The organism is Embleya sp. NPDC050493 (assembly GCF_044458105.1).
Taxonomy (GTDB): Bacteria; Actinomycetota; Actinomycetes; order Streptomycetales; family Streptomycetaceae; genus Embleya.
Genome location: NZ_JBITHP010000004.1, coordinates 89,125 through 105,471, shown reverse-complemented (window position 1 = coordinate 105,471; position 16,347 = coordinate 89,125). Strand labels below are relative to the sequence as shown.

At 68.3% G+C, this 16,347-nt stretch carries 16 protein-coding genes; 9 read left to right on the top strand and 7 right to left on the bottom strand.

All coding sequences use genetic code 11. The features are described 5' to 3' along the window. Window positions 1-1,355 precede the first annotated feature (1,355 nt). From ACIBM5_RS10530 to ACIBM5_RS10500, 7 genes are all read left to right on the top strand, one after another. A complete protein-coding gene (locus tag ACIBM5_RS10530) occupies window positions 1,356-1,865 on the top strand; it encodes a SigE family RNA polymerase sigma factor (RefSeq protein ID WP_391584922.1) in 510 nt (169 codons plus the stop codon). A gap of 8 nt (window positions 1,866-1,873) precedes the next feature. Further along, entirely contained in the window at window positions 1,874-2,353 is a 480-nt protein-coding gene (locus ACIBM5_RS10525; protein ID WP_396006467.1) for a hypothetical protein, read from the top strand. A gap of 126 nt (window positions 2,354-2,479) precedes the next feature. Further along, window positions 2,480-2,770: a hypothetical protein gene (locus ACIBM5_RS10520; protein WP_396006466.1), complete on the top strand. Its 291-nt coding sequence runs from the start codon at window positions 2,480-2,482 to the stop codon at window positions 2,768-2,770. Next, the gene (locus tag ACIBM5_RS10515; RefSeq protein WP_020555267.1) at window positions 2,767-3,012 is read left to right on the top strand and encodes a hypothetical protein; all 246 of its coding nucleotides are present in this window, start codon (window positions 2,767-2,769) and stop codon (window positions 3,010-3,012) included. The genes ACIBM5_RS10520 and ACIBM5_RS10515 overlap by 4 nt, the downstream gene beginning before the upstream one ends. A gap of 1,713 nt (window positions 3,013-4,725) precedes the next feature. Further along, window positions 4,726-5,283: a restriction endonuclease gene (locus ACIBM5_RS10510; protein WP_396006465.1), complete on the top strand. Its 558-nt coding sequence runs from the start codon at window positions 4,726-4,728 to the stop codon at window positions 5,281-5,283. A 206-nt stretch (window positions 5,284-5,489) separates the two neighbouring features. After that, entirely contained in the window at window positions 5,490-6,635 is a 1,146-nt protein-coding gene (locus ACIBM5_RS10505) for a hypothetical protein (protein ID WP_396006464.1), read from the top strand. Between the two features lie 55 nt (window positions 6,636-6,690). Then, window positions 6,691-7,473 carry a hypothetical protein gene (locus tag ACIBM5_RS10500; RefSeq protein WP_396006463.1) on the top strand — a complete coding sequence of 261 codons (783 nt, stop codon included), beginning with the start codon at window positions 6,691-6,693 and terminating at the stop codon, window positions 7,471-7,473. Between the two features lie 1,494 nt (window positions 7,474-8,967). Here ACIBM5_RS10500 and ACIBM5_RS10495 read toward each other — a convergent pair. Beyond that, window positions 8,968-9,420, bottom strand: a complete 453-nt coding sequence (locus ACIBM5_RS10495) for a pentapeptide repeat-containing protein (RefSeq protein WP_396006462.1) — start codon at window positions 9,418-9,420, stop codon at window positions 8,968-8,970. Between the two features lie 318 nt (window positions 9,421-9,738). Continuing rightward, complete coding sequence (locus ACIBM5_RS10490) at window positions 9,739-10,221, bottom strand: hypothetical protein (protein ID WP_396006461.1); 483 nt, start codon at window positions 10,219-10,221, stop codon at window positions 9,739-9,741. A gap of 99 nt (window positions 10,222-10,320) precedes the next feature. On the opposite strand from ACIBM5_RS10490, the gene ACIBM5_RS10485 reads away from it, so the two are divergent. Then, window positions 10,321-11,064 (top strand): maleylpyruvate isomerase family mycothiol-dependent enzyme, encoded by a 744-nt coding sequence (locus tag ACIBM5_RS10485; RefSeq protein ID WP_396006460.1) that lies wholly within the window; start codon window positions 10,321-10,323, stop codon window positions 11,062-11,064. Between the two features lie 427 nt (window positions 11,065-11,491). On the opposite strand, the gene ACIBM5_RS10480 is transcribed toward ACIBM5_RS10485, so the two are convergent. The 3 genes from ACIBM5_RS10480 to ACIBM5_RS10470 form a co-directional block, all read right to left on the bottom strand. Beyond that, a complete protein-coding gene (locus tag ACIBM5_RS10480) occupies window positions 11,492-12,238 on the bottom strand; it encodes a hypothetical protein (protein WP_396006459.1) in 747 nt (248 codons plus the stop codon). Between the two features lie 300 nt (window positions 12,239-12,538). Next, the gene (locus ACIBM5_RS10475; RefSeq protein WP_396006457.1) at window positions 12,539-12,859 is read right to left on the bottom strand and encodes a hypothetical protein; all 321 of its coding nucleotides are present in this window, start codon (window positions 12,857-12,859) and stop codon (window positions 12,539-12,541) included. A 179-nt stretch (window positions 12,860-13,038) separates the two neighbouring features. Next, the gene (locus tag ACIBM5_RS10470) at window positions 13,039-13,413 is read right to left on the bottom strand and encodes a VOC family protein (protein ID WP_396006456.1); all 375 of its coding nucleotides are present in this window, start codon (window positions 13,411-13,413) and stop codon (window positions 13,039-13,041) included. A gap of 216 nt (window positions 13,414-13,629) precedes the next feature. Here ACIBM5_RS10470 and ACIBM5_RS10465 point away from each other — a divergent pair, with 216 nt between their 5' ends. Further along, a complete protein-coding gene (locus ACIBM5_RS10465; protein ID WP_396006454.1) occupies window positions 13,630-13,992 on the top strand; it encodes a YbjQ family protein in 363 nt (120 codons plus the stop codon). Between the two features lie 135 nt (window positions 13,993-14,127). Here ACIBM5_RS10465 and ACIBM5_RS10460 read toward each other — a convergent pair whose 3' ends face one another. Together ACIBM5_RS10460 and ACIBM5_RS10455 are read right to left on the bottom strand one after the other, a co-directional pair. Continuing rightward, entirely contained in the window at window positions 14,128-14,718 is a 591-nt protein-coding gene (locus tag ACIBM5_RS10460; protein WP_396006453.1) for a TetR/AcrR family transcriptional regulator C-terminal domain-containing protein, read from the bottom strand. Between the two features lie 5 nt (window positions 14,719-14,723). Further along, window positions 14,724-15,422, bottom strand: a complete 699-nt coding sequence (locus ACIBM5_RS10455) for a TetR/AcrR family transcriptional regulator (protein ID WP_396006452.1) — start codon at window positions 15,420-15,422, stop codon at window positions 14,724-14,726. Window positions 15,423-16,347: the final 925 nt, after the last annotated feature.

Below are 16,347 nucleotides of genomic sequence, written 5' to 3'. Positions count from 1 at the left end.
CTCGGATTCGGGATCGGAGCCGGACTCCGCTTCGGGCTTGGGCTCGAGGGCGGACGCGAACTCGGGCTCCTGCTCAGGGCCGGACTCGAATCCGGGCTTGGGCTTGGGCTTGGACTACGGGCTCGGATTCGGGATCGGAGCCGGACTCCGCTTCGGGCTCGGGCTCGGTCGGGGCGTGGCTCGGGCTCGGGTCCGGGCTAGGGCTCGGCTCCGGGCCCGGTGTTGGCTCCGATTCGCGCTTGGACTCGAGTCCGGGCGGGACCGGGCTCGGGGTCCGGACCCGGGCTCAGGATCCGGGCTCGGGGTCCCCGACTCGGGCCAGGATCCGGACTCGGGTTCGGTGTCGGCCTCAGATTCGGGCCTGGGCTCGGGCCTGGCTCGCCTCGGGCTCAAGGTCCGGCCTCGCGGCCGCGGCCGCGGCCGGGATCAATCTCGGGCTTGGACTCGGCTCCGAGCGGGACCCGGCCCCTCCCCCGCCCCTGGCTTGTCGACCCATGTGCCGGGCGAGGGTCGGTACTTCGCCGGCCCCGCCGGACCGCGGTTCCGCGTGGCGAGGCCACCCGGTTCCTGCCGCACGTCACCGGTCGTCGCGCGCGGGGCGCCCGACACGCCCCCGTCGTCCGCCTTCGGACCCGCCGGACCCCCCGGACCCGCCTGGCCCCCCGGACCCGGTTGCCCGTTCCGCCGGTCGCCGTTCGGTGCGCCCGGACCGATGCCCCTGTCCACGTACGGCTTGCCCGGCGTGATCACTCCCGCCCTGCCGGGTCCGGGCGGTCGGACCTTCCGCGGCGGGACCGGCGCGAGATCGTTCACGGTGGGCGGCCGGTCCGAAACGGCGGTCGGCATCGGGTCCCCACGTTGGCCGGTCTCGACCGAAGTCACCGAAGCGGGCTCCTGCTTCGACTCGTCCGCATCGGAGGCGGGCGCGATACCCACCCAGGCACCCAGCGCGATGCCGACGGTCGCAAGTGCAGCCCCGATCGGCCCGGCCCGGCGCATGGTCCGCCCGGGAGCGCGGTCTTGACGGTTCATCACGTATGTACCCCTTCGCTCTCACCCGCTCGGCGAATGTCGGTCGCGAGCGGACCCGGACCTCACTGAAGAGACATACGCCCGCCCACCGGCCCGCGTTGCATTCCGCGGCCACCTCGGCCACGTGCGGAACATCTCCGCGGCTCGATGCAACCCGGAGCCGCCGACCCGCGTATCTCCCGGGTGACAGGCCCCTCGACATGCAGACGAACAGGCGACGGCACCGGCCGGACGCCCCTGCATCCGTGCCGCGGGTCCGGTGAGGAGGAGATCACGGTGCGCGACCCCCGCGACCGCCCCCTGGCAACCCCACTGCCGACCGAGTGAGGGAGGCCGCCCGTGAACGGGAGTTCCGCGAGTACGCCGAGGCCCGGCAGGCCCAGCTGCGCCGTTCGGCCTATCTGCTGTGCGGCGACTGGTACGAGGCCCAAGACCTCACCCAGACCACGCTGATGAAGATGTACACGGCGTGGGGCCGGCTGCGCCGGGACGGCAACGTGGACGCGTACGCCCGAGTGGTGATGACGCGCACGTACATCGACCAGCACCGCAAGGGCCGTTGGCGGGAGGAGCCGGTCGACGAACTCCCGCAGCGGCAGGCCGACGAGACCTCGTCGCCGGACCTGCGACTGACCCTGCGAGCGGCGCTGCTCCGACTGCCGCCGCGCTACCGGGCCGTGCTCGTCCTGCGATTCTGGGAGGACTGGAGCGTCGAACAGACGGCGGAGGCCCTGCGGATCAGCACGGGAACGGTCAAGAGCCAGAGCGCGCGCGGCCTGAACCGGCTGCGCGAACTCGTCGGCGAGCACATGTGGGAGCTGTCCGAACGGTGAGGCCGGCCATGAACGATCACGACCTGTTCCAACTGATCCTGGATCAACCCGAGCCCGACTTCCCGAGCGTGGTCGACGCGGCCGTCGAAGGCGGTCGCCGGGCCCGTCGGCGCCGCCGCATGACAATGCTCGGCGCCGGCGCGGCCGTGCTGGCGATCGCCGGCGCGGGCCTGCTCCTGGTCCCCTCGAATCCGCAGCGAGTGGGACCCGCGGCACCTGTCCCGCCGGCCGCGACCGTGGCGCCGAGCCGACCGACGCCGGACCCGGCCGGGCCCAGCGTCGACGCGACGTCGTCCGCCAAGCCCGAGCCCAGGCCCGAGCCCGCGCAGGATCCGGACGGTACGCCCGCCGATGCGCCCGGCCTGCCCGAGGAGACACCGACGTCGACCGAACCCGAGAACCCGCCGCGGACATCGACCGAGTACTCCCGAACGGTCGGGTGCCTGGCCACCAGGACAGGCAAATGCCCATCAACAGCCCGAAATTGACGGATTGTCGCACGCGAATCGCACCGATCGTCACCCGCCGTTCGCGCCGCAACCGCCCGCCCGGCCCCTAATCTGATCCCGGATCTGATCCCGGATCGTTTCGCCCGGAGGGAAGAGAGGCCCGGCGTGAACAGCACGGACCCGTGGACCGTGGATCGCATCGCGCATGCGCTCCCGCACCCCGAAGCCCGCCACGAATTCCTGCGACTGGTACACCTGACGCCGATCGGCGATCTGCCCATCCTGCTGGCCCGTTACACCCGGGCCGCGGAGGAGCTGATCGCCGGTCTGCCGCACGCGCGCGCCCTCGCGGCACAGGTACGCGCCACCGGCAAGGACCCCGACCTCGACGAGGTGGACGAGGAAATCGTCCGCAAGTGGATCGCACGCGGCCGAGCGCAAAGCAGCGCCGCGTGACGTGGCGCCCGAGGATCGGCATCGAGCACCAAGAGGTCATCGACCGCTTCCCCGAGACCACGCTGAACCACTGGGGACTTCTGCTGTACAAGCTGGTCTGTGACCCGTACACGGCCACCGTCCGCTACGGCGAGGACGACCGCATCGTCCGCACCGCAGCAGCGGGGCCCTTGATCGTGGTGGTGCTTCTCAACGAGGGGACGACAACCGTTACCGTGCTGCAGGTCGTGCACTTGGGTTGACCCGGTGCTTCCCGCCGGCCGGCACGCAGTAGTGGTCGGCCACTTCCCCCATCACGCCTTCGTGCCGCTGGCGGCGCACCGACGGTGCACCGGTACGGCCCTCATGGTTCGCGCGCTTGGCGTGCTTGGCCTCCGGGTCGAGTACCCGACAGACCTTGCGGACCTGCGGATGCTGACCGGGAATCGCATAGGCGGAAGCCACTCCCGCGAACGCGAGACCACAACATGCCACAACCATGATCGCTGTCTTACGGATCCTGCTCATTCGGCAGAAGATAGCGGAGCCGAAGCCGGCGCACTAACCGCCTCCGCAAACCAACGCCACCAACCCGCAAAAGCCCACCCCACCCCCGCCATCCACCCCCTCAACCAGCCACACCCCCGCCTCCACCTCCCACCCACCAACCCGCCACGCACTGCACACCACGACCCACCCCTCCAACCCTCACCCCGCCACCACCACACAACCCACCCCCGGGAGCCGGCTCGCCGGGGTCAGCGACCGAGAAGGGCGGGTGAGAGGACACGTGCTTCGCGCACCGGGAGCGTGGCACTGCGGCTCCCGCGTCGAGGGCCGCAGCACCGCGGGTCGCGCACCCGAGGCAGCGGCGCCGCGGCCCACAATCCGACGTCGTGATGCCGCGACGCACCCCCGAGGCCGTGATTTCCCCGATCGTGCACCCGAGGGCGTGGAGCCACGGGTACCGCACCCGATGTCGTGACGCCGCTGGTGGCGCACCCTAGGCGGTCGTGCTGTAGCCCGCACACCCAAGGCAGTGGCATCGCGGGTCGCCGACCCGAGGTCGTGACGGCACGGCCCGCTCACTTGAGGCCGGGGGCGATGCGGCCCGCGCCCCCGAGGCCGTGACCTCGTGGCCCGCGCACCCAAAGCCGTGACGGCACGGCCCGCGTACCTGAGGCCGGGCCAATGCGCCCCCCGCACCCGAGGCCGTGACGTCGCGGGGCGCACATCCGGGGCCGTGGCATCGCGGCCCTCACCGAACCAAGCGGCTACGTGTGGTGTCGGAACGGCCGACCTACGACCCACACCACCCAAAACTCACCGGCCCAGCACGGCGACCCCCGCCGACTACACAGCAACTCCCGATCAGACGCCCAAGCGCCCAAGTCACCAAGCACGGATGGGTGAATGGGCGGATGTACGCACGCGCCAACGCATCAACCATGCACCCCTTGCGAAGCGCACTCCGAGCAACGCCCCGGCCACCTCGCCCCCACCCTCCCGACCCACAGGCCCACAAGCGCCCGGATCAACGAACCGACGGTCCCGCCCCACGGACCAGAGGTCGTCCTCCTGTGAACCAGAAGGCTTCATCGTGCTCGGCCGAGCCCCGTCCGCCTTACCGCCCCCTACGCGCGCCCACCTACCCACTCACTACCCCGCGCACCTACGCAGTCCAGCAGCGGCCGATCTCCCCTCAGCCATCTCCTCCCACCACCCCTCCCGACCCCGCCCCAGCCGAACCCGCACCATCACCATCACCATCACCCACACGGCCCCGTGCCGACCAACGACCCGACAACCTCTCCACCCGGCCCCAACACCCCCAAGGAGCAGGGAGAACCCGTCCGCCGGAACCCACCCGAGCAGCCGATCACCCCCCTCCACCATCCAGTCGGGTGGTTGATCGGCCCTCCCCCCGCCTAAGCTGCCGCCCGCTCCGCCGTCGGTAGCCACCGGAGGGATCCCGCATGCTCCGAACCCCCGCCCATGCCAAAATCCGCGGCCGGGCCATGGTCCTGCTGGTCGTCTTGCCGGCCATCGCCTTGCGCGACCTCTTCGAATTCCTCGACATCACCGGCGCCGACGCCTGGCTGGCCACCGCAGCCTCCCTGGCCCTCCTGTGCGCACTCGGCCACCTCGCCGGCTCGACCCTCGAAGACCGCGCCGATCACCCGGACGACCGCGACTTCGAACTCCAGATCGCCGACCTCTGCCGCCGCGACGGCCTCCTCGCCGTCCAGGTCGCCCCGGACGCCAACATCAAGGCCTACCTCCCCAACGGCAGCCTCGTCCTCATCCGCTGCGGCCCCACCGACCACGAGGCCCACCCCTTGGACCTCCACGACTTCATCGGCACGGCCCACCACGACCACCAGGCCGACATCCCGGTATTCGTCACCCTCCACGGATTCACCACAGAAGCCCGCGAGTTCGCCCAGTACCACGGCATCGTCCTACTCGACCAACCACGCCTGGGCCAATGGCAACAGGGCCACGGCCTGACCACCCTCGTCGGCACCCACTGACCCCACCCCATTCCCGCCACCCAGCCACCGGCCCACCCCACCCTCCGGCCCCACAAGTCCCACCCCCACCGGCCCGAACCCGCACCTCCCCCACCGCCACCCACGATCACGCGATAGCCACCGTTTTGCCCCCGACGAGTGGCCGAATCCCACTACGTGCAGTGATCTCCCGAAGACGCTTACGACTCACCCGATCAAGTGCAATGATGCTTCGGATCACCGTTGAGCACCGAACTCCGAAGATCGCAACTGCGGGGGTGGCAGTTTTGCCCGGACCACACAAGACCCAACTCCCGGCAACCCTCCTGGCAGCCCTAACCACCCTCACCCTCCTGACCGGCACCACAGCCTGCTCTTCCGACAAAAAACCCAAAGACCCAAAAATCAGCGAGGCAGCCCCCAAAACCGCCGCTGCCCCTCTTCCCGCTCCCTCATCAGCATCGGCACCGCCTACTCCACCAATCAGCGAAGCCGAAGGAAAGGGAGTTTCTCAGAGATATTTCGACCTCAGCAAACAGGCAACGTCTTCCCACAACGTCAAAGCCTTGGAAGATATCGAAATCGGCGCCATGCTTGAAGTCTCCAAGGCACGACAGGAGAGGATACTAAAATACGGAGACAATGTTCCGAGCAGTGAAGAGAAGGCAGCGAACGACGATATTCAGGTTGTCACTCCTCAAGGAACACCGAATGGCAGCGACAGATGGCTTCTTGCAGTCGGCCGCCAATCTTTGAGTGGAAAATCGAGAACTTCAGTGGGCGTACTCCGACAAACACAAGGCTCAGGCCCTTGGCGAATGGCGTTTTTGGCTTACACAGGTCTCGATCAAAAAATCCCGGAAGTTGCGCAGATAGCCACTTTGGATAACGCTCCGGATATTACCGAAAAGAACATTGACTACGGTGAAGACACCTGCAGAAACTTCACATCCTACATGAATGGCGAAACAAAACCTTCCGTAAACTGGGGGCCCCGGGCAAAGTCGGCACGCCAAGTCGCCGAGCAGAACAAGCAGGGGATGGCGCCGCTCACTGCTGGTGGCACAGTTACAGCCAAGACCGAGGAACTATCGGGCGGTCAAATACCGGCATGGAAAACTTCGGACGGCGACAAGCTGGTAATGTGCACAACAAAAACAACGTCTCACTTGACTCCAGGGGCGTCCGGCGTAATTACGGTCACGCGCAGCGATGGCCTGCAGAACCTAAACGGTAGAACAACTAAATGGAAGATGCTGGATCTAACCACAGTCAATATGGTGGTCTTCAAGGTACCAGCCTCCAGAAGTGCACCGGTGGATATAGTTGCCGATTCCTACCGCGCACTATCCGGCGATGGAACTCCTGCTTGAACACCAGTAAACCCGGAAGCTCATTCCCGAAAGGTAAGTCACCCGAGGGGGATTAATGACAACGTCACGACTGGCCAAGGGAGCTATTCTGGGGTGCTCTGTCGGCCTCACAGCAGCTCTCATCTCCCTGCCCTCGGCATCGGCTGGCGTTAACGAGTGCGAAGATCTCATCATTTGTATCGATATCACGACACCGGGCGGCTCCGGGTCGGGAGGGGGATCCGGAGGGTCCGGCGGAGGAGCTGCTACCGGAGGGGGCTCGGAACCGACAAATCCCTTCCCGGAACCGGGCGCCGGCGGCATTGCTGGAGCAACCACCGGAGATAATACGACAGGTGGTGGCGGCGGCCCCACGGCTGCCCAAGTGGCCGTCCAAGCCCTCGCTCAACTCGAACTGCGCAAGCCCAAGGTATTCATGACCCCCAGTGATGGAAATCTGGGCCTCGTGGGTCTGCCGGTCTGGCTTTGGATTGATACATCGGATCCCCACAGATGGTCTCCAAACGGAATTGACAAGACACTCAAGGTAGGCAACGTCGAAGTCACCGTAACCGCCTACTCTCCCAGCGTGACGTGGGACATGGGGGATGGGCACAGTCAAACGTGCTTTAATCCCGGAGTGGCATACAAGCCTTCGAACGGAAATGATGAATCACCTCTCTGTGGTTACAAATACATCAAAACCTCCGCAGGAAAAGATGGAAATAAATACACGGTCAGTGCGACGGTGAACTGGAAAGCCTATTACATGGAGGCCGGCAAAAGGTATGAGCTTTCTGATATGACGGGCGCTTCCTCGACCACCGCGCGAGTGGGAGAACTGCAGATCATGAACTGAGGTTCGCCGATTCGATCTCTACTCGTCGTGCGGAGTCATCGCCCACTGGATCTCGCTTGCGACTCATCGGGTGCCGTCGGCAAAATCCTCTGAGAAAGTCCGATCACCGATCACGAGCGCATCGCCTCCGGTCGAAAGATCGCCGCCGGCGTCGCCTCAACGGACACTGCCGCCGCGTACGGCCCGGCTGTTCCGAGCGGCTCGTCGTAAAACGCCGGTCTCGCGGACGTCGAACGCTCGTACCTGCTCACCAAGGTCGACCTGATCTGGAATCTGGAGAACCCGGCCGTCCCGGAGCCTCGGGGGTGAACCAACAAGCGTCCGCCGCGATTCCAGAGCTCGCTGCGTCAGCTCGGGTGGAGCAAATAACCCTCGTCATGTGTACTGGCCAGTCACCGGCAAGGCGTTCGAGTACCACGCCAACGATCGCCGAGCCGTGGCACAATGCTGCCCCGCTCGAGGAGTTCCGGCACGTGATGGCCGACCTGAAGTCCGAGGGCAAGCTCCGCTCGATGTTCTGTTTGAGCACAGCGTCGAGTGGCTGGAGATTGCCGAACGCATCGCTCGCGTCGACGCCTCCAGCCGCCGTCATGCGCGATCAACAGCCCGCCCCCTCCAAGTTGGCCTGGGCAGGATTGCACGATAACGGCGTCACCGTTCGCCGATGCAATCCGGGCTGCGCACCTGCGTGTTCTTGGTCGAGCGAGTCGAGACCTGTCGATAACGACTGGCGCTGGAAGCATGGCGCCTTCACCACGCGCCTGACGCCCACCCCCCTCTCGCCAACGCACTCGGGCCGATCGTCATCGCAAACGGCGTCGCGGTGGCCCAGGGCGCGGTGTCCTGGGCGCCAGCCCGGCCAGGCGGCATCGCCGCGTTCGTGGGGTGTCCGTACGTCCGCCCAGGTCGACGGCTGGATCGGTCCCGCCGATCTGGGCCTGGGCGCCGCCGACTTGGACGTCATCGCCGCCGTGATCACCACGACCCGCGCAGGCACCGGCCCGAACGGGCCCTGACTCGCGCCAGCGGCCGCAGGGCGTCGGGCTTTGTTGCAACCAGCCCAGCCCCAGCACCTCGCCGCAATCCCCGTCGACGGCCGCAGAGCACCCTTCACCCGCCGATCCCGCCCGGTCCGGGGCGGCGCGGGCCGGGCCTACCTCGCGCCGCCCCGCCCCACCCCGGGCCGACATACCCGCCCGCCCCCCGCGGCGCCCGCTGAACGCCGCCCGCACCCCACCACCCCGACCGCCGGCCACCGACCACCGACCACCGACCACCGACCACCCAACGCCCAGCCAACCCACGTCGGTTCGCCCCGCCACCCCCCGTCCGGCGCACCTTCCCATTTCGCATCGCCCGGGACCGCCGACAGCCTGGCCCCGAGATCGCGCGAGAAACCCTGATCCGACTCGGCGCAAGCACGCGAACTCGGAGTCGCCCCAAAGGACAAGCCGCGGCCGGCCGTGGAGGGCGCAGGCCGCACCCACGCGCCCGTCAGCGGACGTGCCACCCCATCGTCGTCGCGAGCGTGGCGGCCTGCTCCAGCGTGATCGTCGCGCCCTTGAACTCGACCGTCAGCGGGTCGAGCGAGGACGGATCGCTGGCGCGCAGGTCGGCGCCGGTCAGCTTCGCGCCGTGCAGGATCGCGCCCGACAGGTCGCAACCGGTCACGGTCGCCTTCTCCAGACGCGCGGCGGTCGGATCCGCCTCGCGCATCCGGACGCCGTCGAAACCGGCTTGGCGCAGGTCGGCACCGGGCAGGCCGACGAACGACCAGTCACCGCCCGAGACCTCGAACAGGGTGTAGGTGCACTGCCGGAACAGGCTGCCGACCAGCTTGCAGTCGGTGAACCGGGCGTCGAAGAACGTGCAGCGCTTGAACGTACAGTTCGTGAACGCCGCCCCGGCGTGCCGCGAGGCGTTGAACCCGACTCCGGCGAAGTGCACTCGTCGAAGACCGCGCCCTCGTCGACCACTTCAGTCCAGTCCGTGTCCAGGAACGAGTAGCGCGTGTACTTCGTGGCCTCCGTCAGCGACCTCCCGTACCAGTCCTCCTTCCGGATCACCGGCTCCGCATCGGCAATCGGCGGCTCGGGCGAAACGGGACCGATATCGGCACGAGCGGGTCGAATAGCCATCCCTCCATGACACAGACACACGCCGCCCCCGACACCACCCGCCAAACCGCAGTCCGCCGCCCCCGGCCCCACCTCCGAGCCGCCCACTCATCGCCTCGATGCCCCGCCCCGCTCCGCTCCGCCCCGGCTACCCTCCCCCCACCACGAAGCGAAAGCCCAACGCGTCCAGAAAGGCCCGCAGCAGCTCGTCCGGCGTGCCCTCCGCGCGCAGCGTGGTGTCCAGGGCGGCCTCGTCCGGCGTGAGCCCCGCCTCGCGGGCCCAGCCGACGGCGTGCGGGACCACCCGTTCCGGTGGTGGGCCGAGTTCCGGGTCGAGCGCGTACGACCTGGCCGCGCGCGGCGCCAGCGCACAATGCCAGACGTCGCCACCGCGCGGACTCTGCGCGTCGATCATCGCGAAGTGGCCGGACACCACGTCGGCGGTCAACACCGGCGCCTCCGTGTCCGCCATCAACGACGGACCCGGGTCCAGCCCCGACGAAAGCAGCAGAACCTGCCAGTCTCCGTCGCGAGCCGACCAGCGCGGTTCGCCTCCGGCCTGCTGTACGGCCGGCAGTTCCAACAGGGGCCACGCCGATCGGGCGACGACATATACACCGAAGCTACCCATCGCACCCCAGCATAGGACCTGTCGGGCGAACGTCGTATCCCTTTGCTCCGACCCGCAGACGACCTGTACCCCTCCGAGCCCGCGTGAGAGCGTGACCGGATGGACATTGCCACTCACCTCGACATCCTGCGCGCCGACGGCGAGTTGCTCGCCCGTACGGCCGAGCGCACCGGCCTGGACGCGCCCGTACCGAGTTGCCCCGATTGGCGAATCCGGGACCTGCTCGGACACTTGGGCGGCGTGCATCGCTGGGCCGCCTTCGTCATGCGATCGGGCAACACCACGCGCCCGAGCCGAGACGATACGGCGGCGCTCTTCCAGGCGCCGGGCGACGACGAACTGCTCGACTGGTACCGGACCACGCACACGGATCTGCTGAAGACCCTCACCACGGCCACTCCGGACACGCCGGCGTGGACCTTCTTCGAGGCGCCGTCCGCGCTCGCCTTCTGGGCCCGGCGCCAAGCGCACGAGACCGCCGTACACCGCGTCGACGCCGAACTCGCGGCCGGTGTGCCGTCCACCGTGCCCGCGGACTTCGCCGCGGACGGCATCGACGAGCTGCTGACCGGCTTCCTGTCCCGGCCCGGGCGCAACCTCGTTGCCGACCCGCCGCTGAACATCGCGATCGCCCCCGACGACAACGCCGCCGCCTGGACGATGCGGATCGGTACCGACGCACGGCGGGTGGAGTCGGGCGCCGGCTCCGCCGACCTCACCGTCTCGGGCCCCGCCGAGAAGCTCTACCTACTGGTCTGGAACCGGGCCGACACCACCGGCTGCCGACTCGACGGAGACCGAGAAGTCCTGGCCCGTTGGCGCGAGTTGGCCACTGTGGAGTGATTCCGCCCGGGATTGATTCCGTCCGGTGCCCGGAATTGGTGGGCCTCCGCGGGTCTAGCCTGCCCGCGGAGGCCCGCTGTGCCACCCCATCGGGCACGCCGGCACGTTTAAGGACCAGGGTCGTCTTGAAAGTCGTCGCGTTCTACCTTTGAACTACCAGGCCACGAGCGGCCCGGGCTGGAGTCGAACCAGCAACCGACGACTGGAGCCCCGTCCGGTCGATCCGGCGATGGGCGGCGATGCTGAGTCTGGAGCAAGAGTCTGAGATTCATCGCGGGCTGCCTCTGCCGTATTGGGCCACCCCGGCTCGTGGTGCCGGGGGGAGGGTTCGAACCTCCACCGTTACCCGCGTTCGTCACGACAAGCTTCAGTTTCAGCTTGCGCTCCTCGCGCACCCCCGACCCTCCGGCCGGGGGATTCTCGAATGCTACCCGCCGTGGCCGTTGCCGAGCAGGTAGCCGAACACCGCGTCACCGACGAGACGGTCCGTCACGTCCGCGCCGTTGGCCTCCTCGCGGGCGAACTTCACCGCGCGCTGCAACTTCTCGACTCGGTCGACGAGTTCGTTCACCCGACGAGCGGGCAGCGCGCCGGAGAACTTGACCGTCGTCCAGTAGCCCGCGGCAATGTCCTCGAAGTACATCTCCACCTGGGCCGGGTGGTGTTCGGTCGCCTCGGCCTTGACGTGGTTGCGCGGGACCTTCTTGGTCCGCACGGTACGCACCGGCTCGGTCCGCCAGGAGTCCGTGGAGGGGTCGAGCGTCCACGTCTCGGCGGCGTCCAGGACCGGCAGCTTGCGCACGAAGGTGTGCACGTCGACCAGCTGCTTCTCCAGGAAGAGCAGGTACGACACCGGCACGTCGCGCAGCAGCGGCGTCCCGTCGACGACCACGTCGGCGCGCGCCTCGCAGTTGGCCCAGTCCTTCGTCGCGGTCACGTCGAAAAGGCGGGTGAGCGTACCGGTGACGGAGCGCAGCACCTCCTCGCCCTTGACCTGAACCCGGGTCGACTCGGGCGGAAGTTGCTCGCCCTCTTCGTCCTTGGGCTGGTAGGTACGCGAGATGCCGGACAACAACGCGCCCTTCTGGACCCGCTGATGAGCGTCCGTCAACTCCTGGAAGGACTTGGTCTTGACGCCCTTCTCCACCGCGATGATCTGGTTCAATTTCGCCACGCCGCGACGCTAGCAGTGGAACATCAGTACGGGACAATAGTTTTCGGCCGGGTGTGAGGTATCCGCCTGGTGGAGGCCGGAACGAGGGCGGCGGCCGAGGCGGCCGGCGCAGCGCAGCGGCGACCAAGTCGGTGGCCGGCCGAGGCCGGGCCGGGAGCGAAACCGAGGCCATACCGAGCCGACCACCAAGGTCGAGGCCAAGGCCGGTGCCCCGACCGCTCGGCATCCGGATGGAGCCGGCCCCGGGTCGCGGCCCCGGCAGGGTCGGGGACGGTCCCGGGCCGGGCCGTGTCCTCGGCCTCAGCGCCTGATCGGCAGGGCGAAGTCGTCGTCGGCGACGATCCGGTACGTGTTGTTGAGCTGCCACGGACCCACCAGACCCTTGATCCGCTCGGCGCGCCGCTGCTCGCTCGCCCCGATCCGGTCGACCCACTCGGGGATCTGCTCGGGGCTCGCGTCGATCAAGGCGACCGTCATGAGTTGTTGCGGGTCGGCCAGATCGATCGCGCTGAGCACCCGCCGCGGATCGCCCGCGAATTGCTCGTCCGGGAGCCACGCTTCGCGGAACGTCGCGTAGTCCACGCCGTCGTTGAGCCGCCGTACCATCGCCCCGATCAGCATGTTTCCCGTCCCCTTCAGCCATTGCCTTACATCGTAAGCGCGTCGCACTTACGGTGTAAGCACGACGCGAGAACAGCTTGCCTTACAGCGTAAGGATGGTCAAGATGTCACCCCACAGCCCACCAGGCCCGCCATCCACCAGGCCCTCCACCGCCCGCCATCCACCCGACTTCCGCGCGCTACTCCCCGCGCTCCGCCGCGCTGCGCACGACGCAGAACTCGTTGCCCTCCGGATCGGCCGGAACGACCCACCCCGTCCCGTCCGGGTCGCGCAGATCGGCGACCGTCCGGGCGCCCAGGCCCAGGACCCGTTCCACCTCCTCGTCGCGCGGACCGGCCGAACGCAGAGCAAGGTGCAGTCGGTTATTGCCGGCCTTCTCCTCCGGAACCTGGCGGAAGAGCAGCGTCGGACCCTCGGGCAGGAGCACCACCGCCTCCGGATCGCCCGCGTGGTCGTCCGGACCGAGCGGGCTGTCCAGGACCCGGCTCCAGAACGAGGCCGGCGCGTACGGATCGGCGCAGTCGACGGTGACATGCGGAATGTGCGAACTCACGTACACACCTCCGAATCGGGACCCGAACGGCGGATCGACACGCGCCGCGCGAGCCGTGGGCCGAGGATCCTGCGCATCCGCCGAACCGGTGACATACGTGTGGAACGGCTCCCCGGCGGCCACCTGTACGGGGCGAGGCTGCACAGGACACAACGGATTCCCGTTCCGCGACACCCGATTCCCGATATCCGCGTTTTCCAGATTCCGGAGGCCGAGATGAGCGATCTCGATGCGTACGGCGGCGCGCCCGACAACCCCGACGTACTCGTGGTCACCACCAACGACGTACCGGGCTACCGGGTGCAGCGGGTGATCGGCGAGGTCTTCGGCCTGACCGTGCGCTCCCGCAACATCGGCAGCCAACTCGGCGCGGGCCTCAAGTCGATGGTCGGCGGCGAACTCCGCGGCCTCACCAAGACCCTGGTGCAAAGCCGTACGGAGGCCGCCGAACGACTCGTGGAACAGGCCCGCGGCCGGGGAGCCAACGCGATCCTGGCGATGCGGTACGACGTCACCGACGCGGGCAACGGAACGGAGATCTGCGCGTACGGCACGGCCGTGGTACTGACGCAGGCGTAGTTCGGCGCGGTTCGGTGGCGCCCTACTCGGCACGGCACGACACGGCGGCGCGGGGCGGGGACAGGGCGGCGGCCCCACGGCGGCCGGATCCGATCCGAGGGCGGCCGATTCGTGTGTCCGGCCGACCCGGGGCACCTACGCGATACCTGCCAGCAGCGCCGTGATCGCCAACGCGAACCGTTCGTCGTGGTCGGCCTGCGTACCGAGACCTTCTGCCAACGCCGCCGCGATACAGGGAAGTTCGGCAACGTCCCCGGGGGTGGTCCGCGGTGGCGAGTCGGCCGGATCCAGCTCCGCCAACGTGTGCCCGATCACGAACGTGGTGATCGCGTTGAGCAGTTGGCAGGCTCGCAGCGGCGCGAAGCCATCGTCCACCAGTGCCGCGGCGGCGCGTTCGACGGCGGCCAAGGCGTTCGGTGTGGCGACCGGACGTGTGGCCACAAGGGGGACGACCGCCGGGTGGCGCAGCAGTTCGGCACGGAAGGCCTGGGCGAATTCGGCGAGCCACACCGTACGCGGCCCGGCCGGCTCCGGCGACACACTCGCGACGATCCGCTCGACCAGGCCGTCCAGGACGGCGTCCTTGTTCGGAACGTAGTGGTACAGGGTCATCGCCTCGACGCCGAGCTCGGCCCCGATCCGACGCATCGACAACTTGCCGATACCGTCCCGATCGGCAAGCGCGAGCGCGGCGTCCAGGACCTGCGCACGGGAGAGACGGCCCATCGGGATCAGGCCAGTCCAAGCAGGTCGGCGTGCCGCTCGACGGCGTACGCGAAGAACGGGTCGGCGGGGTCGACGCTGCCTGCGAGTTGGCCGAACAGTTCGAAGCTGACGATGCCGAACACGCCGGTCCAGGCGAACAGGGCTCGGGCCAGGACCTGCGGCGGCACGTCCAACCCGCTCGCCTCCACCACCGTTTGGAGTTGCGCGGCGAGTGGGCCGGGGAGAGCGGATGCGCCGGAGGGGCGGGCGAACTCCTGGCCCGAGTCACGCAGGATGCGCAGGAGCGCGAACGGGACGCGTGCGAAGGGGGCCAGGGTGTGTTCCGGCGCCTGATAGCCGGGGACCGGGGAGCCGTAGATGAGCGCGTACTCGTGCGGATGTGCTCGCGCCCAGTCGCGAACGGCGTCGCACAGTCCGCGCCAGGCCGCGCGGGGGTGCTCGGCGGGGCCCGCGGACTCGACGGCGCGCTCGGCCCGTTCGCCCACCGCGTTGTACGCGTCGACGATCAGCGCGGTCAGGAGGTCGTCGCGGCTCGGGAAGTATCGATACAACGCGGACGAGGCCATGCCGAGCTCGCGGGCGACGGCGCGCAACGACAGCTGCTGGGCGCCCTCGGCGGCGAGGTGACGACGCGCGGCCGCCTTGATCTCGTGGGCGAGTTCGGCTCTGGCACGATCGCGCGCCGTGCGCGTGGCTCCGGTCATCCGGCCAGTGTGCCAGACCCCAGAGCACTGCACCCAAACGAGAGCACTGATCTCGCATCACTCCACCCGAACGAGAACACCGCTCCCACCACCCGTCCCAAAACGAGAGCACTGCTCCCACACCACCACGCTCACATCCCCAAGCCCAAGGCATGAGCAGGGGACACATTCGAGAGCACCGCTCTCGAAGCAGTACGCCTCTCTCCTCGTATCACCTCACCGCACCACAACAAGAGCACCGCTCTCGGATCAGCACCCTCAACATGCCCGCACCGCTCATGTCCTGGATCAGATCACCGCTCCGAGGCGCGAACACCAGGCACGACCAAGAGCACCGCTCTCAATTGGCCGCGCCGGAAAGGACAGTGGCAGACCCACCTGCGCATCACCGCTCCAAACCGCGGGCACCGGACACAAACGAGAACACCGCTCTTGCAACACCACCTCTGAAACGCACGCCACCGCTCTGTCCCGCACCACCGCCCCCAGTCGCGAGCACCACGCACAACCAAGAGCACCGCTCTCAATCCGCTGCGGCGAAGGCGGCCCGCCACTCGCGCAATTCTGCTCGGGACCGCGGATCGCGGACAGGGGACACAAACGAGAGCACCGCTCTTGTATCCCGGGGAACGCGCGCTGGCGCCGCTCATGTCACGCGTCACCGATGCCCGTGGCGAATCACAACCAAGAGCACTGCTCCCAGCCCCTGCGTCGAGGGAACGCACCGCTCGCGCATGGCCGCTCTATGGCGCGCACCTGACACGACCGAGAGCATCACTCTCAAGCCAACCGGGTCTCGAAGGCGCACGCCGCTCGCGCATCACTGCTGCGAACCGCGGACACCAGACACAGACGAGAGCACCGCTCTCAAGCCAACTGGCTCTCGAAGGCGCACGCCGCCCACGCATCACTGCTCCGAACCGCG